Consider the following 26,430-nt stretch of genomic DNA (forward strand, 5'->3'; position numbering starts at 1 on the left):
AGAGTGCGGCGCTGGCGCGGCGGGGTATGCTGGAAGGGACCATCAACCCAGCGAAAGGGGAGAGCATGACGGATCAGGAAACGCCCGAGCGCGCGCATGTGACGGCCGACGATATCGAGGCCGCCAACGACCTCATCGACTTTATCGAGGCATGTCCCAGCATGTTCCATACGGCGGCGACCATTATGGCCGAGCTCGACGAGGCGGGCTTTACCTACCTGCCCGAGAACGCGGCGTGGGACATCGAGCCGGGCGGGCGTTATTACACGCAGCGCAATACCTCGAGCGTTATTGCCTTTAAGGTGGGCGAGGACCTGGCCGCGACGTGGGGCGAGGACGGCGTTGCCGGTGACTATCATTTTCAGCTCACGGCGTCGCACAGCGACTCGCCGACGTTTAAGGTTAAGGCCGTGCCCGAGCTCGACGGCGCGGGCGAGACGCTGCGCCTGAACACAGAGGCCTACGGCGGCATGATCGACTACACCTGGTTCGACCGTCCGCTGGCACTCGCGGGCCGCGTGCTGGTACGCGAGGGCGACCGTATTGAGAGCCGCCTGCTTGCCACCGAGCGCGAGGTCGCTATTATCCCGAGCCTTGCCATCCACATGAACCGCGGCGTTAACGAGGGCTTTGCGCCTAATCGTGCTGTCGACCTGTGCCCGCTCATCAGCGCCGGTGACCTTAAGCAGGGCGACTTTGATGCTCTGATCGCCGACGAACTGGACGTTGAGCCCGAGCAGATCCTGGGTCGCGACCTGTTCCTGGTCAATCGTCAGGATGCGCGCATTTGGGGCTGGGCTGACGAGTTCATCTCGACGCCCAAGCTCGACGACCTGGCCTGCGCCTACACCTCACTGCAGGCATTTTTGGGTGCCGAGAACGCGCGCGACGTCTCGGTCTTCTGCTGCTTTGATAACGAGGAGGTTGGCTCCGAGACCAAGCAGGGAGCCATGTCGACGTTCTTGGCCGATGCGCTGCGCCGCATTAACGGATCGCTGGGCTTCGATGACGAGTCGTACCATCGCGCACTTGCCGCCTCGATGCTCGTGAGCTGCGATAATGCGCATGCCGTGCATCCCAACCACGCCGAGAAGTGCGATGTCCGCAACCAGGTGGTGCTCAACGGCGGCATCGTTATCAAGGAAGCCGCCAACCAGCACTACTGCACCGATGCCTTTAGCCGCGCGGTGTTCCAGGCTATTTGCGATGACGCCGACGTACCCACACAGGCCTTTGCCAACAAGAGCGATATGGCCGGCGGCTCCACGCTCGGCAATCTGTCCAATATGCAGGCGAGCATGCATGCCGTGGACGTGGGCCTGCCGCAGCTTGCCATGCACTCGAGTTACGAGACCGGCGGCGTGCGCGACGTGATGTACGCCATCCGCGCCCTCACGGCTTTCTACGAGCGAAACCTAACCATCAACGGCGCCGAAAGCGTGGAGCTCTAATACCTGCCAAAAAGGGACAGGTTTACTTTGGCAGGTTTTATCTGGGCAAATGCCGCAAAGCCAACAGCTGGACAGAATTGTTATGACACCGCAGGTTGAGCAAGCGTCAGCGAGCGATGTCCAGAGCGAACAAGTTGGCATGAAAAAGGCAAGGCATAGACCTTCTGGTCATGCCTTGCCTTTTGAATGACAAATTGTCGCTCTGGGCGGCGCGTAGCGTCGACCGGTCCGCCGTTCGTTAGAACGGCGGAACCCTAATGTTCGATCCAGCAGCGAAGCGTCTCGCCGGCCTGCAGGTGACGCAGGTTCTCCGCGGCGATGTCGACCACGTTATTGAGCGTGGCGGCCAGGTGGAACCAGCCGGAGACGTGCGGCGAGATGAGCATGTTGGGCGCATCCCACAGGGGGCTTGTCTCGGGCAGCGGCTCGGGGTCGGTGACGTCGACCGCGGCGCCGGCGAGATGCCCCGACTCCAGGGCGGCAACCAGGTCGTCGGCGACCACAAGATCGCCGCGGCCGCCGTTGGCAAAGAACGCGCCCGGCTTCATCGCGGCAAAGAACTCGGCATTCGCCAAGCCACGGGTCTCGGGCGTGCTCGGCATAAAGGATGCGACGATATCGGCCTCGGCCAGGCGCTCGGACAGGGCATCCATGCCGTCCATGTCCTCAAATACAATGGGGTAGACGAGCGGATGGCGCTTGATGCCGCGGACGTGCGCGCCCATGCTGCGGCAGAGCGTGGCAAAGTGGCCGCCGATATCGCCTGCGCCCAGCACCAGCACGTTGGCGTTTCTGAGCGAGGTGACCGGGCCCAAGTCCTCCCAGCGATGTTCGCGCTGCAGATCCTGGTAGCCGGGCAGGCGCTTCATCATAGACAACACCATGGCAAACATGTGCTCGCTCACGGCCTGGCCGTAGGCGCCCACCGAGCAAGACAGTTTGGCGTTGGCCGGCACGGTGCCGGCGGCAAGGTAGTCGTCATAGCCGGCGGTCTGCAATTGCAACAGCTGGAGATGCTCGCATGCCGTGAGCATGTCGGGGTCGATGTTGCCCAAGATCACGTCGGCATCGGCGACCTGTTCACGTGTGGCGGCGTCGGCGCTCGTGTAGATAAAGTCCTCGCCCGGAGCACTCGACTCAAGAATTGCGCGATGGCGGTCATTGACGGGCAGCAAAACCAGGATGTTCACTAGCAGTCCTCTCCGCTCGACCTGCCAAAAAGGGACAGGTTTATTTTGGCAGGTTTTATCAGGCAAAACGTTCAAATAAAACGCCGGATGCAAGACGGGCGTGCCCGTTAGCATCCGGCGTCCGCACGGTTACCAGCTCAGCAGCTCGTAGCCATCCTCGGTCACTACGAGCTGTACCTCGCACTGAGCCGAATCGCTGCCGTCCTTGGTGCGCACGCACCAACCGTCACCCTTGCTGATCTTGATGTCGGGCGCTCCGGCATTGACCATGGGCTCGATGGTGAAGACCATGCCCGGGGCCATGATGGTGTCCACATCGGGTGCCTCGGTGGTAAAGCCCACAAACGGGTCCTCGTGGAACTCCTTACCGATGCCGTGCCCGCCGTATTCGCGCACCACGCTAAAACCGGCGTCCTCGACCGTCTTTTGCACGGCCTCGGCCATAACGGACAGCGGCAGCCATGGCTTGACGGCCGCCAGACCCGCCTCCACGCTGGCGCGGGTGACGTCGACCAGGCGCTGGCGCTCGGCAGAGACCTCACCGATGCAGAACATGCGGCTCGAGTCGCTAAAGTAGCCGTCTAGGATTGTGGAACAGTCCACATTGATGATGTCGCCCTCGTGCAGCACATCCGCATCGCAGGGGATACCGTGGCAGACCACGTCGTTGATCGAGGTGCACACGCTCTTGGGGTAGCCCTCGTAGTTGAGGTCGGCCGGCGTACCACCGTGCTCGACGGTGTAGTCGTAGATCATCTGGTCGATCTGATTGGTGGTCATGCCTGCAGCGATATGCTCGCCCACATAATCGAGCACGCCCACGTTGATGGCGGCCGAGCGCTTAATGCCCTCGATATCGGCGGGCGTCTTGTAGAGCGTGCGAGGCAGAACCTCCCAGCCCTCTTCCCACAAGCGCTCGAGGCGCTCATCAAAGGCGCTATGGCATTTCTTGTATTTCTTGCCGCTGCCGCACCAGCAAGCGTCGTTGCGGCCAGGCACGGGTCCTTTGTCATACATGGCTAACTTCCTTTCATCCGCAGCTAGTATAGCCCACCCACGCGTCCATAAAAGTTGCGGTGACATAGTTCCGATTTAAGCGGTTTAACAGCATAAATAGGAACTATATCACCGCAACTGATGGAGCGGGATGGCGGACACTGGCTGCTGCGTGGTTTTGCTAGTAGCTCACCTGGCAGGGGATGCCGAGGGCTTGGACGCGCGCGGCAATGGCGTCGAGCACCTCGGGCGCTGCTTTGGTAAGGCCGGCGATCGGTGTCTCGCGCGCCACCGTGTAGATGGTCGCTTCTTGTGGGCGAATGCGCTCAAGCGCCGCGAGCCAGGGGCCGACGTACTCCTCGCCGGTGTTATCGATAGACTTGCCCCGGTACTCGCCGGTCAAAAAGATCGTCTGGATAATGACGTGACCGTCAAAGCTTGCGAACGTCTCGATCTGGTGCTCGACGTCGTAGGGGCCAACGGGCTGGTCGAGCAGCTGGATAAACGCCGGGTCGACGGTATCGAGCTTGAGGATGTTGTCGTCGACCATCATGAGCGCGTCGTGCACCTCGGGGCGATCGGCGCGCGTGCCGTTGGAGAGCACGGCGATCTTGGAGTTTGGGGCAAGCTCGTCGCGCAGCGCGATGGCGCCGGCGATGGCCTGCGGAAACTCCGGTGCGGCGGTGGGCTCGCCGTTGCCTGCGAAGGTGATCACATCGGGGAGCTCGCCTTCGGCTGCCATCTCGCGCAGCTTTGCCTCGAGCGCATCGAGTACCACGGCGGCCGTGTTGTACGGTTCATGGCAGGAGCGCTCGGCGTTGAGGCCGTTTTCGCAGTAAATGCAGTCGAACGTGCAGATTTTGCCGCTGGCCGGCATCATGTTGACGCCGAGCGAGAGACCAAGGCGACGGCTGCGAACGGGCCCAAAGATGGGGCTGGCATTCAAAAACGTAGACATAGGCATATGCTCCTCAAGACAATTGTGCCTAAGCATAGCATCGGCTCCGAAGCAGGGTGTGGGCTCTTGCTTTACAAGTTTCGTTTTTTCACGTCGCTCATGATGCCGTGCCATGAAAAGCCTCGGGTCGGGTACAGTTAATCTGTTAACAAGTCGTAAGGCAATGCGGGTCCATCCAACCGTACTGACGTGCAGCTGGATGGGCATTGATGATGGGGGCACAACATGGATTTTACGGTCGAGAATGCGGGCACCACGATTGCCTGTCGCGAATATGCCGGCCCGGATGTGTCGCCTGATACTCCTGCTTTGGTGTGCGTGCACGGCGCTTGTGTCGACGGCACATTTTTCGACGGCATCGCTTGTGAGCTCAGCCGCAACTACCGCGTAATTGCCTACGACCGCCGCGGCTGTGGCGGCAGCAGCGAAGCGGCAGACGGCAGCTATGATCTTGCCGCTCAGGCCGCCGACCTGCAGGCCGTGATCGAACACGTTGGCGCTCCGACAAATGTGCTTGCGCACAGCGCCGGTACGTTGGTGGCGCTGGAGCTTCTTCGCACCGAACCCCATCTCGTCGCCCGTGCGATTCTGCATGAGCCGGCTGTGTCGGCCGAAGGCGTCGGCATGGGCGCAGCTCCGATTTTGCTCGATATGATTGCGGCTGGAAAGGTTTCAAGGGCGCTCCGGCTTTTCTTGGGAGCTCTCGGCGACTTGGACCCCGAGGCTCCTGGGACGACCGAAGCGGAAGCCAAACATGCCCTGCGCAATGGTCGTTGCTTTATGGCCAATGAATACGGAACAAATATGACATATGCTCCCGACTGGGAGCGCGCCCGCGCGTCAAAGGCGGTGTCGGCTGTGTTTTTGGGCGAGCTTTCGGTCGATACACCCCGCGAGGCTGGCACGCGAGCGGCTGCCGAATATCTCGATTGCCCCCTTGTGATGATCCCGGGCGCGCATAACGGTCTGCGCGATCGTCCCGTTACGGCGGCAAACGCCGTTCGCGATATCTTGGAGCGTTAGCACGCTCGATGACCTGCGGGGAGGGGGACTGTTAGCGTTTCGTCATTGTTAACGAATGCGCCCATAACCGCGCGCCCGCGGCTCCATTACCGCCGTTTGCCAGGTCATAAAAATGTAACGATAATCGCGCGTTTGCCTGCAGTTGTTAGATGTTACCCTTGTACCATTTGATATGCACCGTTGCCGTGCGTAACGATAGAAAGGGCCCCATATGCTCAATAATCACGAGGTCAATCTAACCGACGAGGAGGCCGCCGCCGAGGTCGCCCGCGTCGCGAAGACCTACCCCGTGGTGCGTTTGCTGTCGGCCGATCAGATTAAGAGCGAGCCTAACTGCTTGCTCGCCGGCGATCGCTGCCCTTGTCTGCGTCAGTCGAGTCTTGAGGCCTTGGCAGATTCGGATGAGGTGTCGGAGCAGCTACTCAATGATGGTATCGAGTACCGCGCTCGCCTGCGCCCTCTGAAGGTCGAGGGCGAGCCTCACGTCTTGTTGATGGTGCGTCCGATTGATGAGCAAGAGGCTGCAGAAGAGGACCTTGTCTACACCGACGTGCTGACGAATGTGCACAATCGCCGATATTACGAGGAAAAGCTCCGTAGCGCCCGCATGAAGGCCGGCGTTGCGGTGATTGACCTTGATGATTTTAAGGTCTTCAACGATACGTGTGGCCGTCATGCCGGTGACCTTGCGCTCGGTGCTGTGGCGACAGCCATACGCAGCGGAATTCGTTCGACTGACGAGCTTGTGCGCTATGGCTGCGACAAGTTTGTGGTCGTCATGCCCAATATTCCCTCCGATGACTTCACCCGTCGCCTGCATCAGGTATCCGATGCCGTTCATGCCACGATTATTCCGGGCCATGAGTACGTGAGCTTGACGGCATGTGTTGGTGGCGTTCGCATTCATGGCGAGACGGTCGATGAGGGAGTTGGCCGCGCTGTCCAGTTATTGAGCCGCGCTAAGGCAAAAGCCGGTACGGTCGTGACCGATGCCGATTCCATCGAGGCCTTCCAAAGCGAAAAGCCTTCGGTGCTTATTGCCGATGACTCCGAGATGAACCGAGCCATTCTCAACGAGATGCTCAAGGACGAGTATTGCATCCTCGAGGCCGATAACGGTCGTACGGCGCTCGACATGGTCGACCGCTATGGCGATGAGTTGTCGCTCGTGCTGCTGGATATTGTCATGCCGGGCATAAGCGGCTTTGAGGTGCTGGCCGATTTGTCGCGCCGATCGGGTATCGACAATCTGCCTGTCATCATGATTTCGAGCGAAGATTCCGATGATATGGTTCTGCGCGCGTACGAGCTGGGCGCCTCGGACTATATCAACCGCCCGTTTGACTCCCGTGTCGTGCGCCGCCGTGTAAGCAACACCATCCGCCTATACGCCAAACAGCGCCGCCTGACGAGCCTGCTGTCCCAGCAGTACAACGAGCGCGTCAAGAACAGTCGCATGCTCATCGACATCATGGCCGGCGTCATGGAGCTTCGCAATGGTGAGAGCGGCAGGCACGTTACGAATATCGAAAAGCTGACCGAGCTGCTGCTTGACTGTCTGGTTCAGCGTAGCGACACGATCTCCCTCGACAATGAGGAGCGCTCCACGATTGCCCTGGCTTCGGCGCTGCACGATATCGGCAAGATGTCGATTGACGATGCGATCCTCAACAAACCCGGGCGTCTTACGCCCGAGGAGTTCGAGATTATGAAGACGCATACCACGATCGGCGCCGACATGCTGCTCGAGCTGGGCCGCCATCACGTCGGCAATGCGCTTATGGAATATGCGTACCAGATTGCGCGTTGGCATCACGAGCGCTGGGATGGCAGGGGTTATCCCGATGGCCTTAAGGGCGACGAAATTCCCATTGCCGCACAGGTGGTTTCGGTGGCCGACGTGTACGATGCGCTGACGAGTGTGCGTGTGTACAAGGACGCCATCCCGCATAAGGAGGCGATCAAGATGATTCTGGACGGTAAGTGCGGCACCTTTAACCCGCTGTTGCTCGACTGCCTGCTCGAGGTGCAAGACCGTATTGCCGAGACGTTGGCACGCCCCGCCGACGTCGTCGCGTTTCCCACGATTTAGTTTGACCAAAGGAGTTTTTAACCCATGATTTCCATGCGTGAGGCGTATGAGAAGATTGGCGCCAATTATGATGACGCGTGCGCTCGGCTGATGGGTGAGGAAATGCTTGCCCGCTTTGCCCTCAAGTTTTTGGATGACGAGAGCATGGACAAGCTGGAGGCTGCCATGGCGGCAAGAGACGCCGAGAGCGCGTTTATGGCAGCGCATACGCTCAAGGGCGTGAGCCAGAACCTGGGATTCGATAATCTGTACGAGCCGGCGGTCGTGGTGACCGAGGCGCTGCGCGGCGCCGATGCCGTTGACGGCGCTCGTGAGGGAATGCATGCGCTGCAGCAGCAATATGCGGCTACGATGTCGGCCCTGCGCGAAGCGGCTGAATAAGGGCTTGCGGGCCTTGGGCTGTGTGCCCCGGCCACATATAGGTAAAAGGGCGCCCCGCCGGGCCATGTGGTCGGCGAGGTGCCCTTTTGTGTTGTGCTGTCTGTGAATTAACGGGCCTGCTTAACCTTTGCCGCTGCCTCGACAAACGACTTCCACAGGTTAAAGTCGGTCTCGAGCGTCTGCCAGGTGTACTCGGGATGCCATTGCATGCCCAGGCAGAAAGGCTGGCCTTCGACTTCGATGCACTCGGGAACGCCGTCGGTTGCCTTGGCGACCAAGCGTGTGCTCTTACCCAGACGGTTGACGCAGCAGTGATGTGCCGAGTTGGTCTGGATCAGTCTGTGCCCGCCAAGTGCGCGCTCCAGCAGCGAGCCCGGCATGACCTCGACAGGATGCACGGGATCGTTGAGCACGTGGGTGTGGCGCCACTGCGTGCGGCCCTCGCGCGCACCCAGGCTCGGCACGTCCATGCACAGGGTGCCGCCGGTGGCGACGTTGAGCAGCTGCGTGCCGCGGCAGGTGGTAAAGAGCGGCTTCTTGGCGCGGAGCACCTCGCCGACCAGCTTAAACTCAAAGCTATCGCGGATCTCGCAGCAGAGGGTGGGGTCGTAGGGTCGATCATCGCCCCAGCGCTTGGGGTTGACGTCCGGGCCGCCGGGAATAGCGACACCATCGGCGATTTCCACGTAATGACGGATGACCTCAATGTCCTCGGTGATGGACATCTGCAGTGGCAGGCCGCCGGCGGCAAGGATGGCATCGACAAAGACGCTTGCGATTTCCTCGTTGGGAGAGAGCGTCTCGCTTAAAAACGGCTTTGCATCTTCCCAGCGCGGCGCGACGAGGATGAGTGGGCGGTCGGCGGGGGCGACGTTGACGTGCGGGGTATAGGACGAGGAAGTACGTGTTCCGATCATAGGTGTTGCTTTCGAATCCGGGTGGACATGGCACAGGGGTGCGCGGGGCAAACGCTGGTGATGAATTTGCCCCGCGCGGCAATTGGGTTAGTGGCCCTTGATGGAGTTGAGGAAGTCCTGGGCGCGCTTGGTCTGGGGATGGTCGAAGAACTCGTCGGGCGTGCCGGTCTCCACGATCTGGCCGTCGGCCATAAAGACGACGCGATCGGCCACGCGGCGGGCAAAGTTCATCTCGTGGGTGATGACAATCATCGTCATGCCCTGCTGGGCCAGACGGACCATGACCTCGAGCACCTCGTTGATCATTTCGGGATCGAGGGCGCTTGTGGGCTCGTCAAAGAGCATAGCCTTGGGCTGCATGGCGAGTGAACGAGCGATGGCCACGCGCTGCTGCTGGCCGCCCGAAAGCTGCGCGGGCACCTTGTCGGCCTGCTCGGCCACGCCCACGCGGCTCAGCAGGTCCATGGCGCGCTCACGGGCCTCGTCCTTGGACACGCCCAGCACGTCGACCGGCCCCAGCATGACGTTCTGCAGTACGGTCATATGTGCGAACAGGTTGAACTGTTGAAACACCATGCCCAGCTCGGCACGCATGCGGGCAAGATCCTTGCCTTCCTGCGGCAGGGGCTCGCCCTCGATGAGGATCTCGCCCGAGTCGATGGTTTCCAGGCGGTTGATGGTGCGGCACATGGTCGACTTGCCCGAGCCCGAGGGGCCAATCACCACGACGACCTCGCCGCGGTCGACCGACAGATTGATGTCGTTGAGGACGTGCAGATCGCCATAGTGCTTATCGACGTGTCTGAGCTCGATCAGCGGCTGATTGCCGGTGGAAGAGGTGCTCTGTGCCATGGTGCTCGGCTCCTTATGACTCGAAATGGTAAAGCGTTAGCGGATGATGGTCGCGCCGGTCTTGTGCGAAACATAGACAGCGGCCTTGTTGATCGCGACGTTGATGAGGATGTAGATGACTGCGATCACCAGGTAGACCGACACGAGGGCGTCGTAGTTGGTAATGAGCACGCGGGCGTTTTGCATGAGGTCGGGGTAGCTCACTACATAGGCGACGGTGGTGTCTTTGACTACGACCACGAGCTGCGAAATCAACGACGGAATGATAAACCGAATAGCCTGCGGCAACACGATTTTAAAGGTGATTTTGGCCTTGGAGAGACCGAGCGCCTGGGCTGCCTCGACCTGACCGCGCGGCACGGCATTGACGCCGGCGCGGAAAATCTCGGCCAGCACGCCGGCCGCAGCGAGCGCGACAGGCAACGTGAGCATCCAAAACGACGGCAGCGAGATCTTGTACTGGGGCAGCACCAAAAAGAAGAAGTAGATAAACAGCAGGCTCGGCACACCGCGGAAGAAGTCGGTAAGCACGCGGCAGACCAGCTGCAGCGGCTTAATGTCGCTGGTGCGGCCGAGCATAAGGGCTAAGCCCAGCACCAGCGCGATGGCGCCAGCGGTGAGTGCGACTTTAACGGTGCCCTCAAAGCCGGCAAGCAAGAACTTCCAGGTGGTGAGGTGCGTAAAGAAATACCAATAGTGGACCGAAAGCTGGCCGGTCACATAAAAGCGCTGCAGTACCAGGACGGCGAGTGCGGCCACGGCAACAAGCGAGATGGCGGTGCCGATGCGAATCTTGGCGCGCATCTTGGGACCGGGAGCCTCGTAGAGCGCATCGCGCATGGTAAGTGCAGGGGAGGAGTGCTTGCTCATCGGAGGATCCTCACCTTCTTATCGATATAGTTGCCAATGTGGCTCACCACAAAGGCCGTGCCCAGGTAGCCGAGCGCCGAGATAAAGAACGCGGCGACGCCGCCGAGCGAGCGCGTGTTGATATAGCTCACCACGCCGGTGAGCTCTTGCGACTTAAGCGGCACCTGGCTGCCGAGTGCGGTAGTGAGCATGACGGCGATAAAGAGGTTGGTCATGGGCAGCACGCTCGAGCGCAGCGCCTGCGGAATCACGATCTTGGCGAGGATGCGGTTAAAGCTCATGCCGAGCGAACGTGCAGCTTCCACTTGGCCGACGCCGACGGTGTTGATGCCGCTCATAAAGTTCTCGGAACCAAAGGCCGAGCCCAAAAGGACCGTGGCGACGATAACGCAGGTGCGGTAGGGCAGAACGACCTTGAGCGGCGGCAGCGCATAGACGACGATGATGAGCAGCGCGATGCCGGGGATGTTACGGAAGACCTGGACATACAGGTCGCCAAAGACGCGCAGTGGCTTGAGCGGCGACACGCGCATCACGGTGACGGCGACGGCCAGTACCATGGCGATGGCAAACGACTCAAGCGTCATGCCCCAGGTTGCTAGCAGCGCGTCGATATAGTTCTGGCCATAGAGCGACCAGAGTTCGGAGAGACTCATGCGGACCTCCCGCCGATAAGGAAAGGGGCTCCCGTGTGTACGGAAGCCCCGACAACTCAGTGAGGAAACAGTTTACCGCAATAAAGCGCATCATGCGTTTCCGTATGGTTTCGTTGCGGCCGTTACCAGGCCCGCTGCCTAGGCGCCGATCTCGGGCAGCTCGGGAACATTGGTGTCGCCCGTACGGTCGCCGATGCAGATCTGCCACAGCTCGGTCCAGGTGCCGTCGTCCTCGATCTTCTTAAGGAAGTCGTTGACAAAGGCGACGCCGTCGGAATCGAGCGGCAGGCCGATGCCGTAGGGCTCCTTGCTGCCGAAGGGCTTGCCGGCGATCTTGTACTTACCAGGCTCGCGGACCAGGGCGCTCTGCTGCATGTTGTTATCGATGACGTAGGCGTCAACGCGGCCCTGCTGGAGTGCCTGGCGGGCCTCCTCGTCGGTCTTGAACTCCTGCTGGCTGGCCTTGGGAGCGAGCTCCTCCAGGATGGCGGGGCCGTTGGAGCCGGACTGGACGGCAACGCTCTTGTCGGCCAGGTCGTCGACGCTCTTGATGTCGTCGTTATCGGCGAGCACCAGGATAGCCTGCTGGGTGTAGTAGTAGGGACCGGCAAAGGAGACGAGCTTCTTGCGCTCGTCAGTGATGGTGTAGGTGGCAAAGACGGCGTCGACCTGGCCGTTCTGCAGGACGGACTCTCGCGTGTCCGAGGTCACCTGGGTGATCTCGACCCTGTTCTCGCCCAGGATGTAGTTGGACAGGAGCTGTGCGATACCGGCATCGAAGCCGCGGGTCTGGCCGTCTTTCTCGTTGAGGAGGGAGAAGAGCGTTGAGGTCTGAACGCCGCCGATCTTAAAGACGCCGGCGTCCTTGACAGCCGTGGCCCAGGTGCTGGCGGCGATGGCATCGTCATCGGCCTTGGGGCCGTTGTCGACGAGCTTGTCGAATGCCTTGGCATCGAGCGTGGCGGAAACTTCGGTATCCTCGGAGCTCTTGGAGGAGCCGGCGGCGGAACCCTTGTCGGCCTCGGCGCTGGTGTCAGAGCAGCCGGCAAGACCAAGGCCGGCGACGGTTGCGAAGGTGGCGGCAACGAAGCCGCGGCGGTCGAGAACGACCTGCTGGGAGAGGTTCTTGCTCATGGTAGAACACCTTTCTCAATAAAATCCCTAGCGGTTGAGTAGAGTTATACCCTATCGCGCTCAAATGGGTCAACACGAAATAACTCAGAAACATACTTGCCTTATGGGTTATTCTACCTACCAAAAAGGGACAGGCACCTTTGTGGTGGTTCTTGCAGATGTGGTGGCCTGTCTCGCTGCTTTGTCTCAATCTGTAACAGTTAGACGAGGAAATGGGTTCTACCTGTTACAGATCGAGATTTTCACTTCAGGGGAATTCGAATGTCTCGATCTGTAACATCTGGACGGACAAAAGGTCTCTATCTGTTACAGATTGAGACAAAGGTCAGGGACTAAGACGTTTTGTCTCGATCTGTAACAGTTAGACGGGAATTCGGGCCCTAGATGTTACAGATCGAGATAATCGCGCCGCGAAAACAAAAACCTCCGCAGGGGTGCTTCCCTTGCGGAGGTTTTTCTACTCGTTGAGCAGTCTTGCGGCTTCGGCGGCCATGTTCTCGACCGTCATGCCGTTCTGCGCAAGCAGTTCGTTGGGGTCGTAGCGATCGGGGAAGCCCTTGGCGATGCCGAAGGTGCGCGTGCGCAACGGCGTGCATGCCAGATAGCATGCCACGCGCTCGCCCCAGCCGCCGTCCAAGATGCCGTCCTCGAGGGTGACGACAACGCGATGCTCGGCGGCAAGGCTGTCGAGGAACTCACGGTCAAGCTCGGTTGCAAAGCGCGGGTTGACGAGCGTGGCCTCGATACCGTACTCGGCAGCCAGGTGGTTTGCCACGCGCTCGCCCAGCTCAAAGAAATCGCCGAGCGCGAGCACAGCAACGTCGCGACCCTGGCGCACCACGTTGTAGCGAACGGTGCTGTAGTCGGCGTCTTCGGCGGGCGCCAGATCGGGACGGCTTACCAGGCCAATACCAGGCACACGAATCGCCACGGGATGCTCGCGGTGGTCGAGCGACCAGCTCAGCATGGACAGGTATTCTTCCATGCAGGAAGGCGCCAAATAGTGCATGTTGGGAAGACCGCCCAGCATGGAAATATCAAAGAACGAGAGGTGCGTCTCGGACGTGGTGCCAAAGATCGACGCGCCAAACACCAAGATGGTTGCGGGGGCGTCGTTGAGGCACAGGTCGTGCCACAGCTCGTCGTAGGCACGCTGCAAAAACGTGCCGTACACGCCAAAGACCGGCTTGGCGCCCGAGCGCGCAAGCGCGGTGGCGAAGGTCACGGCGTGCTCCTCGGCAATGCCCACATCGACGAACTGTTTGCCGGCGGCAGCGCGAAGCTCGGGTGTAAAGCCCATGATGTAGGGCGTGGCGGCCGTGATGCCCACGACCTGCGGATCGCGCTCGATGGCGGCGCTGAGCGCCTCGCCCGTAATGTCGGCATAGGTGCGCGGCGCAGGCTCGCTCGGATGGCCCGGGCAGAGCTTGCGCCCGGTCGCCATGTCAAACGGGCCCACGTGGTGCCAGTGCTCGGGGTCGTTCTGGGCTGGTTCAAAGCCCTTGCCCTTGGCGGTGGAGACGTGCAGCACGATGGGATGATCGATATTGCGCAGTTCCTGCAGCGCGTCGACGAGGGCTAACACATCGTTACCGGCGTCCAGATAGCGGTAGTCGAGTCCCATCGCGCGGAAAACGTTGCGCTCACAGGTGCCGTTGCTGGCGCGCAGCTCGGCCAGATTGCGATACAGGCCACCGTGGTTTTCGGCGATGGACTGGTCGTTATCGTTGACGATGATGATCAGGTTGCTGTCGAGATCGGCAGCATTGTTGAAGCCCTCAAACGCCAGGCCGCCCGAAAGCGAGCCGTCGCCAATGATGGTGATGACGTTGTACGCGTCACCCGCCAGGTCGCGAGCGTGCGCCAGGCCGCAGCCCAGGCTTACCGACGTGGAGGTGTGGCCCATGGCGAACAGGTCGTGCTCGGACTCGTCGGGATTGGCAAAGCCAGAAGCCTCACCATAACGCTCCGGATCGATATAAGTGTACGCACGCCCGGTCAGCGCCTTGTGGGCGTAGGTCTGGTGCGACACGTCAAAGACAATTTTGTCGGTGGGGGAGTTAAACACGCGATGAAGCGCAACCGTAAGCTCAACGACGCCCAGGTTGGGGGCAACGTGCCCGCCGACGGCGGCGGAGCTTTCGAGGATTGCCTGACGGATCTCGCCGCAGAGCAGCGGAAGCTCGGTGCGGTCGAGAGCCTTGACGTCCTCGGGCGTTGTCGTTTGCGTAAGCAGCATCGTTGTGGGTTACTCCATGCGAATCGAGCGCCGGCGCTCCCTCGGCCGGCACAATTGCACAAGACAGTCTCGCACATTTTGGCGTTTGATATGTGACGGCGGCGCGGTAATTCGCCGACTGGTGGGGCAAAACGTTTTGTCCGATGCCATACTAATATGTTCCATGATGTTTTTATCGATTGTGCACAGGCCGTAGCTTGTCGCCGTGAGTCGCTGGAAGGAGACAGCATGTCTGATGTCGTTCGTGCCGAGAAAATCGCGTGCGAAGTAGACAATGCTGCCCGTCAACTGGCACAGGCGGGCCGTCTGGACCTGACGCGCGAGTTTATCCAGCATGGCGATGTGACGGTGTATACGCATGTGACCTCGGTGGCGCGGGCGAGCCTGTCCTTTGCCGAGCGCCTGGGTCGCGTCGGTGTCTCGGTCGACCGTGCCTCGCTGCTGCGCGGGGCCCTGCTGCACGATTACTTTCTCTATGACTGGCACGATCCCGACCCAAGCCATCGGCTGCATGGCTTTCGCCACCCGTTTTTTGCCCTGGCACGTGCGGAGGAAGATTTTGAGCTGACGCCGCGCGAGCGGAATATCATCGTGCGCCATATGTTTCCGCTGGTACCGGTGCCGCCGACGTGTCGTGAGGCATGGATTGTGTGCCTGGCGGATAAATGGTGTGCTCTGCGCGAGACGGTCGCCGGTCGTCTGCGGCGCAAAGACGAGACGGTCGATAGCGTGAGTAGCGAATCGAGCGAAAAGAGGAGAGGGTAGACGGTGGGGACCGCGATCGACATGGCATTTGGCGGCGCGACGCTTGCCACCTGCCCACTCTCGGCACTGGTGCTCTCGTTTGCCTTTTACGGGTTTTGCGGCTGGGCATGGGAATCGACAGTCTGCGCCATGCTCAACCACGGACGCTTTGCCAACAGCGGCTTTTTGCTGGGGCCGTGCTGCCCCATCTATGGCGCGGGCGGCATTGCCTGCTGGCTTTTGCTGCGCGGGATTCCGGATGCCTCGAGCCAGTTTGTCGCCGCGGCGCTTGTATGTAGCGCAATCGAGTACAGCGTGGGCCTTCTATTGGAAAAAACAACAGGCGCGCGCTTTTGGGATTACTCGCACCTGCCGTTTAACCTGCATGGACGCATCTGCCTGTACTGGGCCTGCGCGTTTGGCTTGGGTGCGCTGTGCATTTGCCGTTTAGTGGAGCCGGCATTGCTGGGGCTGCTTGGCCATCTGCCGGTGCTGATTGTGCGGCTGTCCGCCTTTATCGCCGCGGTCGCGATGATGGTCGACGCGGTGTGCTCTTTGGCCAGCTGGCGTCGCCTGTTCGATCAGCTGGAGCGTGTGCGCGCTGACCTTGCCGACCGCATCAATGAGTCGCTTGCCGATGCGTCCGACTCCATGCTCGAACGTATTCCCGATTCGGCGATCGACTCGGTGGCACAGACGCATATCCGTAGCCGTGCCGTTAACGCGTGGCTGGCCGAGCTGGGCGACGCGACGCTCGATGCCCTTCGTGAGAAGGCTTCGATGCCGACGTTTATCTCGGATGGTGCTCGCGGCTTGGCGCTCGCTGCCCGCCGCGTGGCCGATGCCGCGCCGAGCATGCCGCGTCCGTCGCTCGGTCGTCGCCTTGCCGGCAAGCGCATGAGCCGTCCGGTGCCAAGCGTGTCGCTCAGCCGCCGCGACCTACGCTTCTTTAACGCCTTCCCGCGTCTGCGCATCAATCGCTACGAAGGCGTCATCCGAGCTACCGACCTCCGTGACCGAGCCCGCGAGCTGTTCCGCCACTAGCCGGGACGGGCACGCTCACGGCTTCCTTGCTCGCGTATTTCCCGTCCGTTTCGCGTCCGTTGCCGCGCCGTTTCCAAGATTGCGGCACCGTCGGCGACGGCAAGATTTGGGTCGAGCCGGTCGAGGAAGTCATCCGCATCCGTACCGGCGAACACGGCCCCGCCGCGGTGTAGAACAATCTTTCGCCTGACGGGCGTGCCTCTCTTGGGGTGCGCCCGTTCTCGTCTACAATATCGTGCAGACGAAGGAGAGGCATGCCCATGATCAAGATGTTTGCGAGTGACTTAGACGGAACGCTGCTGAATGCCCTACACGAGGCCGACGGAACCATCCGCCGCGCCATTCGCGAGCTGACCGAAGCCGGGCTGCATGTGGTTCCCGCGACCGGACGCTCGACGCTGCCGATCGGCGAGCATGGCTTCACAGGTCTGGCACTCGACGCCTGCTGCTCCAACGGATCCATCGTGCGCGACAGCCATGGTGAGGTGCTCAAGACCTGGACCATCGACCCGCAGGTTACCGAGGAGCTGCTCAAAGCGTTCCCGGACATTTGCTTCGACTGCTCCACGCCCGACGGCATGTTCTCGAGCGGTTCGTTCGAGATGCACCAGGCGGGCTTTAAAAAGGACAGTCCTATCAAGCGCATCGTGATGCGCGGCATGCGTGCACGTGGCGGGTATCACGAGGAACAGTATTTCGACCAGTCGATCGGTGACATCCTGCGTCATGACGTGTGCAAAATCAACTGCCGCGTGACCTCGCCCGAGCTGGAGCGCGACCTTAAGGCATATTTGGCTGAGCGATCGGACCGCGTGGTCAACGCGCCGTTCGATCCGGTGATGTTCGAGATCACGGACGTGGCGTGCAACAAGGGCGAGAGCGTGGCGTGGCTGGCGGGCTATTACGGTATTGCCGAGGACGAGGTCGCGGTCTACGGCGACGGCGGCAACGACATTGCCATGCTCAAACGCTTCCGCCACAGCTACGCGACCAAAAACGCAAGCGATGCCGCCAAGGCCGCCGCGAGCGCGACCATCGGCAGCTGCATGGTCCACGCCGTCCCCAAACACATGCTCGCCACCATGCACAAGCAAAATTCCCGCACCGTCATCGAATAATTTGACAAAGGGACAGCCCCTTTTTCACGAGAACCCTGCACCTTTGGCATGCGAACATATATTCGTATATATAACTAAGTTTTGATAGAATCGGTATCGTTGACGGCAGCTCCATGTGTCGGGCAGCGCCCTCCATCTGATGGGAGGTGATGCCCATGACCGATTTGATTGATTTCGTGAGACTTCTGACCGCTTTGGTCTCGTTCTTCACGGCACTTGTCGGCCTTTCCGAGGCACTCAAGCAGCGTTCGAAGCGCAACAGAAGGGGTCGCCGCCGCTAAGGCGTTGACCCCCTAATGCAAACAACGGCGCTGCCCAGCTTTCCAGAACTTGGGCTGCCGTCGACACTATTCTACCCACGAATGACATTTTGAACAATCGGCAATGCCGCTTCAAAAGCCAGGCACAACTGGCACAACCTAGGCGGTCGCTGAATGTGACAAAGGGACCGTCCCTTTGTCACAACCCAAATATTGCCTTTACGTGTTGATGCACACGGTGTGCAATAATACTCGCACTGTGCAATAGCGCACAGGTTGAGTAACAAGGAGGACGCTTGTCCCAGCTCGAGAAATGCGATCGCCGGTCCCTTCGCTCGCAGCGTGCCCTTCGCCAGGCGCTTGCCAGCGAGCTTGCCGAAAGCGGCGACCTTTCGCGCATTAACGTCGCGTCGCTCACCGAGCGCGCCGGTCTTACGCGCCGAACGTTCTATTCGCACTACCGCGATATTCCTGACTTTATCAGCCAGATCGAGGACGGCCTGCTTGCCGAGATTCGCGAGCGGGTGGAGCTTATCACCGCAGCTCAATTACCCGATCTTTACCGCAATATCGACGAGCTCGAGCCGGCACCCGGTTCGGTTGAGCTGCTTCGCTACCTTGCGGCTAATCGCGACCTTATCGGGGCCCTGCTGGGCCCGGGCGGCGACCCCGTCTTTATTAAAAAGATCATCGACACCGCGCGTGAGGCCGTGATGCCTCGTGCGCAGACGGGCATTTTGGGCCTGGCGCTGGGGACGTTCTTTGACTACTACGTTACCTACGTCGTGAGTGCCGAGGTCGGCCTGATTCAGCGTTGGTTTGAGCGTGGGCTCACCGAATCGCCCGAAGCCATGGCGCGCATTATGACGGTTATCGCCTTTGTGCGTCCCGGCGACCTATATGGCCAACCCATCGATATCAACGTGCCGGAATACGGCATGAAGCTATTGAATCTGCAGCTCGAGGACGCGGTCGACACCGCCGCAACCGTCGAGTCCAACTACTAAGAGGAGAAACAGATGAGCAAACTCGTCGAGGGCATTAAAGACCGTGTGGTCGCTGCCGCACGCGAGGCCGCGCCCGCCGTGGTGGACGCCGCGCAGAAGGCCGCGACCGCGGCTGCCGAGAAAGTTGCCGAGGCAGTTGCCGATGCCAAGAACGCGGCAGGGGAGACGTCCGTCGCCAGCGAGCCCGCTACCGCTGCCGAGCCCGTAGCCGCCGCCCACGCCCCCGAAGGCGCGATCTTCAACCCCGAGAACGCTCGCGGCAACCTGCACCTGGGCATCGACGTGGGCTCCACCACCGTTAAACTTGCCGTGCTCAACGACGACAACCAGATCGTCTACGCCAAGTACCAGCGCCACCACACCGACGTCCGTGCCTGCGCCCGCGACCTGTTCGAGGGCGCTGCGACCGTGCTGCCGACGGCCCAGATGACCTGCGCCATCACCGGCTCGGGCGGCCTTCTGCTGTCCCAGTGGCTCGACCTGGAGTTTGTCCAGGAGGTCATCGCCAGCAAGCGTGCCGTCGAGACCCTCATCCCGGCCACCGATGTCGCCATCGAGCTGGGCGGCGAGGATGCCAAGATCATCTACTTCGATAACGGCATCGAGCAGCGCATGAACGGCACCTGCGCCGGCGGCACGGGTGCGTTCATCGACCAGATGGCAACCCTGCTCCACACCGACGCCAGCGGCCTCAACGAGCTCGCGGCCAACGCCACCACCATCTATCCCATCGCCAGCCGCTGCGGCGTTTTTGCCAAGACCGACGTGCAGCCGCTGCTCAACGAGGGCGCCCGCCCCGAGGACGTGGCCGCCTCCATCTTCCAGGCTGTCGTGACCCAGACCATCTCGGGCCTGGCGTGCGGCCGTCCCATCCGCGGCAACGTCGCCTTCCTGGGCGGCCCGCTGCAGTATCTCTCCGAGCTGCGCCACCGCTTCTACCTCACGCTCAATCTGGACGAGGAGCACCGTATCGTGCCCCAAAACGCTCACCTGTTTGTGGCGAGCGGCGCCGCCATGGCGCACGAGTCCAACAAGCTCAGCACGTTCCCGCAGCTCATCGGGGCCATCGATGCCCTGGGTGACACGCAGGGTGCCGAGGTCGAGCGTCTGGATCCGCTCTTTGCCACCGACGAGGACTTTGCCGAGTTCAAGACCCGCCACGACACCGAGGTCGTCCCCAAGGGCAAGCTCGAAGGCTACACCGGACGCGTGTTCATCGGCATCGACGCCGGCTCCACCACCATGAAGGCCGCGCTCGTGGGCGAGGACGGTCAGCTGCTGCACACCTGGTACGGCAACAACAACGGCGACATCCTAGGCACGGCCAAGGTCATCATGGCCGATTTCTACAACCACATCCCCGCGGGCTGCACCATCGGCCACGTGACCACCACGGGCTACGGTGAGGCGCTGCTCATCGAGGCCCTCAAGGCCGATTCCGGCGAGATCGAGACCGTCGCGCACCTGCGCGGCGCCAAGGCGTTCCTGCCCGGCGTCGAGTTCATTCTGGACATTGGCGGCCAGGACATGAAGTGCCTGCGCGTCAAGGACGGCGTCATCGAGCACATCATGCTCAACGAGGCCTGCTCGTCGGGTTGCGGTAGCTTTATCGAGAGCTTCGCCGTCTCTATGAACATGGACGTGCGCGCGTTCGCCAACGCCGCCATCCATGCCAAAGCCCCGGTCGACCTGGGAAGTCGCTGCACGGTCTTTATGAACTCGCGCGTCAAGCAGGCGCAAAAGGAAGGCGCCACGGTGGGCGACATCGCCGCCGGCCTGTCCTATTCCGTCATCAAGAATGCCCTGTTCAAGGTCATTAAGCTGCGCGATCCCAAGGAGATCGGCAGCCAGGTAATCGTCCAGGGCGGCACCTTTATGTCCGATGCCACGCTGCGCGCGTTTGAGCAGCTCACCGGCGTTCATGCCGTGCGTCCCGACATCGCCGGCTGCATGGGCGCCTACGGTGCGGCCCTGCTCGCCCGCGATCGCGCCGGCGCCGACGGCACCTCGACCATTCTTTCGGCTGAGGACATCGCGCACCTCACCGTGACGCAAAAGCATGTCCGCTGCGGCCGTTGCTCCAACAACTGCCAGCTTACCGTCAACGACTTTGGCGGCGGTAGGCGCTTCATTACCGGCAACCGCTGCGAGAAGGGCGCCGGCCACAAAAAGCAGAAGACTGAGGCCCCCAACCTCTTCAAAAAGAAAAACGAGCTGCTCTTTGACCGCGAGGTCCTGAGCCCCGACGAGGCCCCGCGCGGCACCGTGGGTATCCCGCGCGCACTCAACATGTACGAGAACTACCCCTTCTGGCATGCGTTCTTTACGCGCCTGGGCTTTAGCGTGCAGCTGTCCGACCAGTCGAGCAAAAAGACCTACCAGGCGGGCATCGAGTCCATGCCGTCCGAGAGCGTGTGCTATCCGGCCAAGATGAGCCACGGCCACGTGATGAACCTCATTGACCGTGACGTCGACTTTATCTGGATGCCGTGCGTGCGCTGGGAGCGCAAGGAGGATCCGACCGCCGGCAACTGCTATAACTGCCCCATCGTCATGAGCTACCCCACGGCGCTGGCGCTCAACATCGACGAGATCCGTGAGCAGAACATCGAGTTCCTGTACCCGTTTGTGCCCTATCACGACAAGACCGAGCTCAAGCGCCGTCTATACCAGGTGCTCGCCGTCGACCGTGTGGCCGATGCTGAGGCCGGTCGCGGTCGCGTGCGCGGTCCCAAGATCACGCGCTCTGAGGTCGATGCCGCCGTCAACGCCGCCTACGAGGCCGACGCGCGTTTTCACGAGGACATCCAGACCATGGGCGAGGAGGCCCTTAAGTGGGTCGAGGACCACGGCGGCCACGGCATCGTACTCGCCGGTCGTCCCTACCATAACGACCCCGAGATCAACCATGCCCTGCCCGAGCTTATCTCGAGCTTTGGCTTTGCGGTCTTTACCGAGGATTCGCTCGCGCATCTGGTGAAGCCCGAGCGTCCGATTCGCGTCGTCGATCAGTGGATGTATCACAGCCGCCTGTACGCCGTCGCCCGTTTTGTGACGATGCGCAACGACCTGGACCTGATCCAGCTCAATTCCTTCGGCTGCGGCCTGGACGCTCTGACCACTGATCAGGTGCAGGAGATCCTGGAGGCCAGCGGCAAGATTTACACCGTGCTCAAGATTGACGAGGTGTCCAACTTGGGCGCCGCGCGTATCCGTATTCGCTCGCTCATGGCGGCGCTCAAGGACCAGGAGGCCGAGCGCTTGGCCGAGGCTACGGCCGCGGGCGAGACTTACGAGCAGGGCGATGCCGCGCCGGTGGCGCCCTCCACGGATGCCCCCGCGTTCGCGAGCCGTAAGTACACGTTCGAGGCGCAGCGCGAGAGTGCTTCGACCGCGTGGCCCAAGGTGCCCTTTACCGAGCAGATGCGCGAGGAGGGCTACACCATCCTGTGCCCGCAGATGGCGCCGATCCACTTTGACCTGGTCAAAGAGGTGTTCCGTGGTGCTGGCTACAACTTGGAGCTGCTGCCCTCGACCGATCACGATGCCGTCGAGGCCGGCCTGCGCTACGTGAACAACGACATCTGCTATCCGTCGATCCTGGTGACGGGCCAGATCATGGAGGCCATCGAGAGCGGTCGATACGACCTGTCCAAGACAGCCGTGGTTATCAGCCAGACCGGCGGCGGCTGCCGTGCCACCAACTACATCGCACTCATCCGCAAGGCCCTGCGCGAGAGCGGCCACCCCGAGATCCCGGTGATCTCGCTTTCGGCCGTGGCGCTGGGCGAGGACAACCCTGGCTTTAAGATTACGCCGGCGCTGCTTAAGCAGGCAGTCTACGCGGTGCTCTTTGGCGACGTGATGATGCAGATGCTCTATCGCTGCCGCCCGTACGAGGCTACGCCCGGTGCCGCCAACGCGCTCTACGAGGAGTACATGGCGCGCGCTCGCAAGCTGGCGCCCAAGTTTAACCGCCACAACTACACCAAGCTGTGCCGCGAGGCCATCCGCGCGTTCGACACCATGCCGCTCGTGGGCGAGGGTACCAAGCCGCGCGTGGGCGTGGTCGGCGAGATCCTGGTCAAGTTCCATCCCACAGCCAACAACCACGTGGTCGATGTCATCGAGCGCGAGGGCTGCGAGGCCGTGGTGCCGGGTCTGCTCGACTTTTTCCTGTACTCCATGAGCAACGCCGAGCTGCAGAAGGACGAGTTGGGAAGCTCCGCTACCACGCGCGCTGGTATGCAGGCGCTCATCAAGCTCGTGGACTGGATGCGCACGCCGGTGGAGGAGATGCTCGAAAAGTCCCGCCGCTTTGAGGCTCCCGAGCGCATCGGCACCATGGCCGACAAGGCCCGCACGGTGCTTTCGGTGTGCAACAACATGGGCGAAGGCTGGCTGCTCACGGCCGAGATGCTCGACCTGATCGACCATGGCGCACCCAACATCATCTGCACGCAGCCCTTCGCGTGCCTGCCCAACCACGTGGTGGGCAAGGCCGTGATCAAGGAGCTGCGCCGCCAACATCCCGAGAGCAACATCGTCGCGGTGGACTACGACCCCGGTGCATCCGAGGTCAACCAGCTCAACCGTATTAAGCTTATGATCAGCGTGGCAAAGGAGAACATGCGCGCCGGCAAGGGCTTTAAGCTCGAGAAGGTGGCGCCGCTCGCGATGGACGAGGTCACCGGCCAGATGCGTGCCCACGACGGCTGTGTGAGCTGCGGGCCGGCCAGCGAGGAAGCCGCTGCATCGGTCGCCAAGCGTCTGGGACGCGGCATTAAGAAGTAGCTGGCCTGCTATGGGCTAGATATGAGACAAACGGGTGGTAGCCGTACCGGCTACCACCCGTTTTTGCTGGACATATGTTGCGCAAATGACCTTGCTACAGCCTTCCGTGGGCTTGCCCGATTTTTGGGCCGGCTCGGGCTTTGAGGACAAGTTACTGCAAGCCCAGGGCGGTTTTTCGCTCAACGCGGGCCAGCACAGCGTGACGTATCTGCCAAACGACGAGACGACCGCTACGGACTGCCCATCGCCACCTACGAGATGGAAGCCGAGAAGTACATCTACCGCGTGTACAAGTACGAGCTGTAGGGCCGCGCTTAGGTTTGACCAATGGAGTATGAAAACACGCCGCTCGCCGATATCCCTTCCGCGAGTAGCAGTCACATGCTTTGATAAAAGAAACATATAGTTGTCGCCAGCCTGCTGGCGACGTTCCCCCTGATATCGGAGGTTCCAGGTATGTTTCGTGCTCCGTTAAACAACTATCGGTTGGGCTAACATGGGTCGCCGTGCTATTTCGATAACCCTTGCAGTGGTCTGCCTGGCTGTGCTCTTGGGCGCTACAGGGCTGTTTGCTATAAGCCGAGAAACGTCCTATATGCAGGAATGTGCTTCCGAAGGGTTTGCCATTGATGGTTACTATCGGGATGACAAAACGAGTCTGGAAACCCTGGCTTTTCTTGAGGAGGACAACTGTCGATGGCAGCTGGTCGACCAAGACGGAATCTGCACAGACGGGCAGTTTAAGCGTACGGATGACCCCAACATCCTGGTATTAAAGAAGGAAAACGGCAAAGAATTCGGTACGGTTCACGTTGCGTATATATCGCGCCGACGCAATCAGGGGCAGATTTACCTAATTAGAGATACTAAGGTGACCCGATTTTATCTTGTGAGCACCGATCCGGCGTTTACGGTGGAGTCTGGCGATGTCGATCTGGACAGTTGATTCACGGCAATAAAACAGCGAGCGGGGCGCGGGTGTGAACTGCACCCCGCTATTTGCTCGTGTCCGTATCGCATCTGCGCCTCGTCGTAACTTGCGTCCGTGCAGGCATTCATCCCGCGCCGGCATCACTTCACATCGAACTCCACGCGGTCGAGTTCGGGCACGTTGAGGTCGATGAGCTTGCGGGCTACGTGGCGGTCGTGCGCCCCGAGCGCCTCGCTCGTTGTCACATGGGCGACAACCTCGCGCTCGACGATGCCCTCTTCCTCGCCTTCGGTAGCCGAGGTCTCGACGGCGACGGTGTAATCTTTAAAACCCGGCAGCACCGCGGCAAGCTCGCGCGTGGTTTCGGTGACGCCGTAGCCGTCCTGTACGCCTGCCTGCGCCGAGCCAATAGACCCCGCCGTCATAACAATGCAGGGGATGGCAAAGATCACCGTGCCCACAACAATGCGGCGGCGTACTTTGCGCGACAGCTCGTCGACCTCGGCATTTTCCTCGGCTGTCACAATGCCGTCGCCGTTGAGGTCGCGCTTGAGCGGTACACGTAAAAGAAGCAATACGGCTTCGGCCGCCAGCGCGATAAAGACCACGTTGATGCCAAACTCATAAAGCGCCGAGAGAAATAGCGACCCGCTTGCGATGGCGATGCCGTAGCCCGCCGCGCACAGGGGCGGCATGAGCGCGGTCGCCACGGCCACGCCGGCGATGAGCGTGGCGGGTTCCTGGTCGCGCGAGTTGCCCAGGCCGCCCGCAAAGCCGCCCGCGAGCGCGACGGCAAGGTCCCACACAGTCGGTGTCGAATTGTCGATGATGGCGGCCGTGGTGGTGCCGAGGGACGAGAGCTTAAAGTACAACGTGGATGTGACCAGGCAAAAGGCCATTTGCAGCGCAAGGCTGGCGACGGCTTCGACGGTAATCTCGCGGTCGAGCGTGGCGATGCCATATGCCATGGCAAGGACCGATCCCATAAGCGGGCAGATGAGCATGGCGCCCACGATGGCGATGTCCGAATCGATATCGAGGCCGATGCTTGCGATGAGCATGGCGATGATGAGGATACACAGGTGAGAGCCAGTCAGACGCGCGCCGTTTACAAAACGCTTGCGGATCACGTGATAGGGCGCGCGTCCCTCGCGAATGTTGAATGCGCGCTTGAGGAAGCGGGTGATGTTTTCCATGGCTTCGCTATGAGCGGGGCGGATGCCGTGACGTCGATGATGACGCTCGCGCAGTCGCTTGATCTGTTGTTTGTCGAGTTCCATGTCCACCTCGTTCCAGCGCGGTCCGCGCAACGCGCCCGTTGTCCTAACTCTACACCGTGGCGGGCGGGGTGTCTGTTGGATGCGGAATCCGATAGGGCGGATGACGCGGGAGCAAATGCAAATCACAGGCTCAATTCCATCCCGCGAGAATATGATGCACCAGCTCCTTCAAATGTGACGAAACTGTGAAGCACGAGAGCGTGAATTTCAAAAATACGCTGGTCGCCAATGTTGCGCAACAGAATTCAAAAATCGACAGCTACCGTTTGATACGTATGGATACATCCGTGTCAAAGGGAGAAAGCCATGGCAAACTACAGTCCACAACACTTTGAGCCTCGGGCCAAGGCCGTCAACGTCAAGGGCGTTGCCAACCGCGCCGTCGCAACCGTTTTGACGGCGGGCCTCATCGCTCAGCCGCTCATGTCGCCGCTGGCGGCAATCGCCGCACCGTCAACCGATAACGGCGATTCTGTTCAGGGGGGTGTTCCTA

Annotated in this window: 23 protein-coding genes; 13 read left to right on the forward strand and 10 right to left on the reverse strand. The window is 61.0% G+C overall.

Annotation, left to right across the window (positions count from 1 at the left end; translation table 11 throughout):
* The first annotated feature begins 65 nt into the window (after positions 1-65).
* A complete protein-coding gene (locus AAAX36_RS06225; protein ID WP_349074642.1) occupies positions 66-1,451 on the forward strand; it encodes a M18 family aminopeptidase in 1,386 nt (461 codons plus the stop codon).
* 254 nt (positions 1,452-1,705) lie between these two features.
* Here the strand turns inward: AAAX36_RS06225 and AAAX36_RS06230 are convergent, their stop codons facing one another.
* The 3 genes from AAAX36_RS06230 to AAAX36_RS06240 all read right to left on the reverse strand — a co-directional run bounded on the left by AAAX36_RS06230 (position 1,706) and on the right by AAAX36_RS06240 (position 4,595).
* Complete coding sequence (locus tag AAAX36_RS06230; protein ID WP_349074644.1) at positions 1,706-2,641, reverse strand: D-2-hydroxyacid dehydrogenase; 936 nt, start codon at positions 2,639-2,641, stop codon at positions 1,706-1,708.
* Positions 2,642-2,770: 129 nt separating this feature from the next.
* Positions 2,771-3,658: a type I methionyl aminopeptidase gene (gene map / locus AAAX36_RS06235; RefSeq protein WP_035137617.1), complete on the reverse strand. Its 888-nt coding sequence runs from the start codon at positions 3,656-3,658 to the stop codon at positions 2,771-2,773.
* 160 nt (positions 3,659-3,818) lie between these two features.
* Positions 3,819-4,595, reverse strand: a complete 777-nt coding sequence (locus AAAX36_RS06240) for a radical SAM protein (RefSeq protein WP_349074646.1) — start codon at positions 4,593-4,595, stop codon at positions 3,819-3,821.
* Positions 4,596-4,820: 225 nt separating this feature from the next.
* Between AAAX36_RS06240 and AAAX36_RS06245 the strand changes: the two genes are divergently transcribed.
* The 3 genes from AAAX36_RS06245 to AAAX36_RS06255 all read left to right on the forward strand — a co-directional run bounded on the left by AAAX36_RS06245 (position 4,821) and on the right by AAAX36_RS06255 (position 8,091).
* Positions 4,821-5,618, forward strand: a complete 798-nt coding sequence (locus AAAX36_RS06245) for an alpha/beta hydrolase (RefSeq protein ID WP_349074648.1) — start codon at positions 4,821-4,823, stop codon at positions 5,616-5,618.
* 211 nt (positions 5,619-5,829) lie between these two features.
* Complete coding sequence (locus tag AAAX36_RS06250) at positions 5,830-7,710, forward strand: HD domain-containing phosphohydrolase (protein WP_349074649.1); 1,881 nt, start codon at positions 5,830-5,832, stop codon at positions 7,708-7,710.
* Between the two features lie 24 nt (positions 7,711-7,734).
* Complete coding sequence (locus AAAX36_RS06255) at positions 7,735-8,091, forward strand: Hpt domain-containing protein (protein ID WP_349074651.1); 357 nt, start codon at positions 7,735-7,737, stop codon at positions 8,089-8,091.
* A 107-nt stretch (positions 8,092-8,198) separates the two neighbouring features.
* Here AAAX36_RS06255 and AAAX36_RS06260 read toward each other — a convergent pair whose 3' ends face one another.
* The 6 genes from AAAX36_RS06260 to AAAX36_RS06285 form a co-directional block, all read right to left on the reverse strand.
* Positions 8,199-9,008, reverse strand: a complete 810-nt coding sequence (locus AAAX36_RS06260; protein WP_349074652.1) for a gamma-glutamyl-gamma-aminobutyrate hydrolase family protein — start codon at positions 9,006-9,008, stop codon at positions 8,199-8,201.
* Between the two features lie 87 nt (positions 9,009-9,095).
* Positions 9,096-9,860, reverse strand: coding sequence for an amino acid ABC transporter ATP-binding protein (locus AAAX36_RS06265; RefSeq protein WP_006234892.1), 765 nt, complete (start codon positions 9,858-9,860; stop codon positions 9,096-9,098).
* A gap of 36 nt (positions 9,861-9,896) precedes the next feature.
* Positions 9,897-10,730, reverse strand: a complete 834-nt coding sequence (locus AAAX36_RS06270; RefSeq protein WP_195503719.1) for an amino acid ABC transporter permease — start codon at positions 10,728-10,730, stop codon at positions 9,897-9,899.
* Positions 10,727-11,386, reverse strand: coding sequence for an amino acid ABC transporter permease (locus tag AAAX36_RS06275; RefSeq protein ID WP_349074655.1), 660 nt, complete (start codon positions 11,384-11,386; stop codon positions 10,727-10,729). Before AAAX36_RS06275 ends, AAAX36_RS06270 begins: the two co-directional genes overlap by 4 nt.
* Before the next feature lie 138 nt (positions 11,387-11,524).
* Entirely contained in the window at positions 11,525-12,520 is a 996-nt protein-coding gene (locus AAAX36_RS06280; protein WP_215692773.1) for a glutamate ABC transporter substrate-binding protein, read from the reverse strand.
* 457 nt (positions 12,521-12,977) lie between these two features.
* Positions 12,978-14,759, reverse strand: a complete 1,782-nt coding sequence (locus AAAX36_RS06285) for a 1-deoxy-D-xylulose-5-phosphate synthase (RefSeq protein WP_349074658.1) — start codon at positions 14,757-14,759, stop codon at positions 12,978-12,980.
* Between the two features lie 228 nt (positions 14,760-14,987).
* On the opposite strand from AAAX36_RS06285, the gene AAAX36_RS06290 reads away from it, so the two are divergent.
* The 8 genes from AAAX36_RS06290 to AAAX36_RS06325 all read left to right on the forward strand — a co-directional run bounded on the left by AAAX36_RS06290 (position 14,988) and on the right by AAAX36_RS06325 (position 24,672).
* A complete protein-coding gene (locus AAAX36_RS06290) occupies positions 14,988-15,524 on the forward strand; it encodes an HD domain-containing protein (RefSeq protein WP_349074660.1) in 537 nt (178 codons plus the stop codon).
* 3 nt (positions 15,525-15,527) lie between these two features.
* On the forward strand, positions 15,528-16,547 hold the full coding sequence (locus AAAX36_RS06295) for a putative ABC transporter permease (RefSeq protein ID WP_349074663.1): 1,020 nt from the start codon (positions 15,528-15,530) through the stop codon (positions 16,545-16,547).
* 26 nt (positions 16,548-16,573) lie between these two features.
* Positions 16,574-16,720 (forward strand): P-II family nitrogen regulator, encoded by a 147-nt coding sequence (locus AAAX36_RS06300; RefSeq protein WP_349074666.1) that lies wholly within the window; start codon positions 16,574-16,576, stop codon positions 16,718-16,720.
* A gap of 87 nt (positions 16,721-16,807) precedes the next feature.
* Entirely contained in the window at positions 16,808-17,665 is an 858-nt protein-coding gene (locus tag AAAX36_RS06305) for an HAD family hydrolase (protein ID WP_349074667.1), read from the forward strand.
* Positions 17,666-17,820: 155 nt separating this feature from the next.
* A complete protein-coding gene (locus AAAX36_RS06310) occupies positions 17,821-17,946 on the forward strand; it encodes a hypothetical protein (protein WP_022094649.1) in 126 nt (41 codons plus the stop codon).
* A gap of 275 nt (positions 17,947-18,221) precedes the next feature.
* Positions 18,222-18,932 (forward strand): TetR-like C-terminal domain-containing protein, encoded by a 711-nt coding sequence (locus AAAX36_RS06315; RefSeq protein ID WP_349074670.1) that lies wholly within the window; start codon positions 18,222-18,224, stop codon positions 18,930-18,932.
* 12 nt (positions 18,933-18,944) lie between these two features.
* Complete coding sequence (locus AAAX36_RS06320; RefSeq protein WP_349074672.1) at positions 18,945-23,726, forward strand: acyl-CoA dehydratase activase-related protein; 4,782 nt, start codon at positions 18,945-18,947, stop codon at positions 23,724-23,726.
* Positions 23,727-24,222: 496 nt separating this feature from the next.
* Positions 24,223-24,672, forward strand: coding sequence for a hypothetical protein (locus AAAX36_RS06325; RefSeq protein ID WP_225093869.1), 450 nt, complete (start codon positions 24,223-24,225; stop codon positions 24,670-24,672).
* Positions 24,673-24,797: 125 nt separating this feature from the next.
* On the opposite strand, the gene AAAX36_RS06330 is transcribed toward AAAX36_RS06325, so the two are convergent.
* A complete protein-coding gene (locus tag AAAX36_RS06330; protein ID WP_349074675.1) occupies positions 24,798-25,937 on the reverse strand; it encodes a DUF389 domain-containing protein in 1,140 nt (379 codons plus the stop codon).
* Between the two features lie 306 nt (positions 25,938-26,243).
* Between AAAX36_RS06330 and AAAX36_RS06335 the strand changes: the two genes are divergently transcribed.
* Positions 26,244-26,430, forward strand: a 187-nt coding sequence (locus AAAX36_RS06335) for a hypothetical protein (protein ID WP_349074677.1), incomplete at its 3' end; no start/stop codon positions are given.

The sequence above is a fragment of the Collinsella sp. CLA-ER-H10 genome (assembly GCF_040092475.1).
In the GTDB taxonomy this organism is placed as follows: domain Bacteria; phylum Actinomycetota; class Coriobacteriia; order Coriobacteriales; family Coriobacteriaceae; genus Collinsella.

What these genes read in the sequence shown, in the direction of transcription:
- AAAX36_RS06225 (WP_349074642.1), top strand. Translation starts at nt 66, where the DNA reads ATGACGGATCAGGAAACGCCCGAGCGCGCGCATGTGACGGCCGACGAT.
- map (WP_035137617.1), bottom strand. Translation starts at nt 3,658, where the DNA reads ATGTATGACAAAGGACCCGTGCCTGGCCGCAACGACGCTTGCTGGTGC.
- AAAX36_RS06240 (WP_349074646.1), bottom strand. Translation starts at nt 4,595, where the DNA reads ATGTCTACGTTTTTGAATGCCAGCCCCATCTTTGGGCCCGTTCGCAGC.
- AAAX36_RS06245 (WP_349074648.1), top strand. Translation starts at nt 4,821, where the DNA reads ATGGATTTTACGGTCGAGAATGCGGGCACCACGATTGCCTGTCGCGAA.
- AAAX36_RS06250 (WP_349074649.1), top strand. Translation starts at nt 5,830, where the DNA reads ATGCTCAATAATCACGAGGTCAATCTAACCGACGAGGAGGCCGCCGCC.
- AAAX36_RS06255 (WP_349074651.1), top strand. Translation starts at nt 7,735, where the DNA reads ATGATTTCCATGCGTGAGGCGTATGAGAAGATTGGCGCCAATTATGAT.
- AAAX36_RS06260 (WP_349074652.1), bottom strand. Translation starts at nt 9,008, where the DNA reads ATGATCGGAACACGTACTTCCTCGTCCTATACCCCGCACGTCAACGTC.
- AAAX36_RS06265 (WP_006234892.1), bottom strand. Translation starts at nt 9,860, where the DNA reads ATGGCACAGAGCACCTCTTCCACCGGCAATCAGCCGCTGATCGAGCTC.
- AAAX36_RS06270 (WP_195503719.1), bottom strand. Translation starts at nt 10,730, where the DNA reads ATGAGCAAGCACTCCTCCCCTGCACTTACCATGCGCGATGCGCTCTAC.
- AAAX36_RS06275 (WP_349074655.1), bottom strand. Translation starts at nt 11,386, where the DNA reads ATGAGTCTCTCCGAACTCTGGTCGCTCTATGGCCAGAACTATATCGAC.
- AAAX36_RS06280 (WP_215692773.1), bottom strand. Translation starts at nt 12,520, where the DNA reads ATGAGCAAGAACCTCTCCCAGCAGGTCGTTCTCGACCGCCGCGGCTTC.
- AAAX36_RS06285 (WP_349074658.1), bottom strand. Translation starts at nt 14,759, where the DNA reads ATGCTGCTTACGCAAACGACAACGCCCGAGGACGTCAAGGCTCTCGAC.
- AAAX36_RS06290 (WP_349074660.1), top strand. Translation starts at nt 14,988, where the DNA reads ATGTCTGATGTCGTTCGTGCCGAGAAAATCGCGTGCGAAGTAGACAAT.
- AAAX36_RS06305 (WP_349074667.1), top strand. Translation starts at nt 16,808, where the DNA reads ATGATCAAGATGTTTGCGAGTGACTTAGACGGAACGCTGCTGAATGCC.
- AAAX36_RS06310 (WP_022094649.1), top strand. Translation starts at nt 17,821, where the DNA reads ATGACCGATTTGATTGATTTCGTGAGACTTCTGACCGCTTTGGTCTCG.
- AAAX36_RS06320 (WP_349074672.1), top strand. Translation starts at nt 18,945, where the DNA reads ATGAGCAAACTCGTCGAGGGCATTAAAGACCGTGTGGTCGCTGCCGCA.
- AAAX36_RS06325 (WP_225093869.1), top strand. Translation starts at nt 24,223, where the DNA reads ATGGGTCGCCGTGCTATTTCGATAACCCTTGCAGTGGTCTGCCTGGCT.
- AAAX36_RS06330 (WP_349074675.1), bottom strand. Translation starts at nt 25,937, where the DNA reads ATGGAACTCGACAAACAACAGATCAAGCGACTGCGCGAGCGTCATCAT.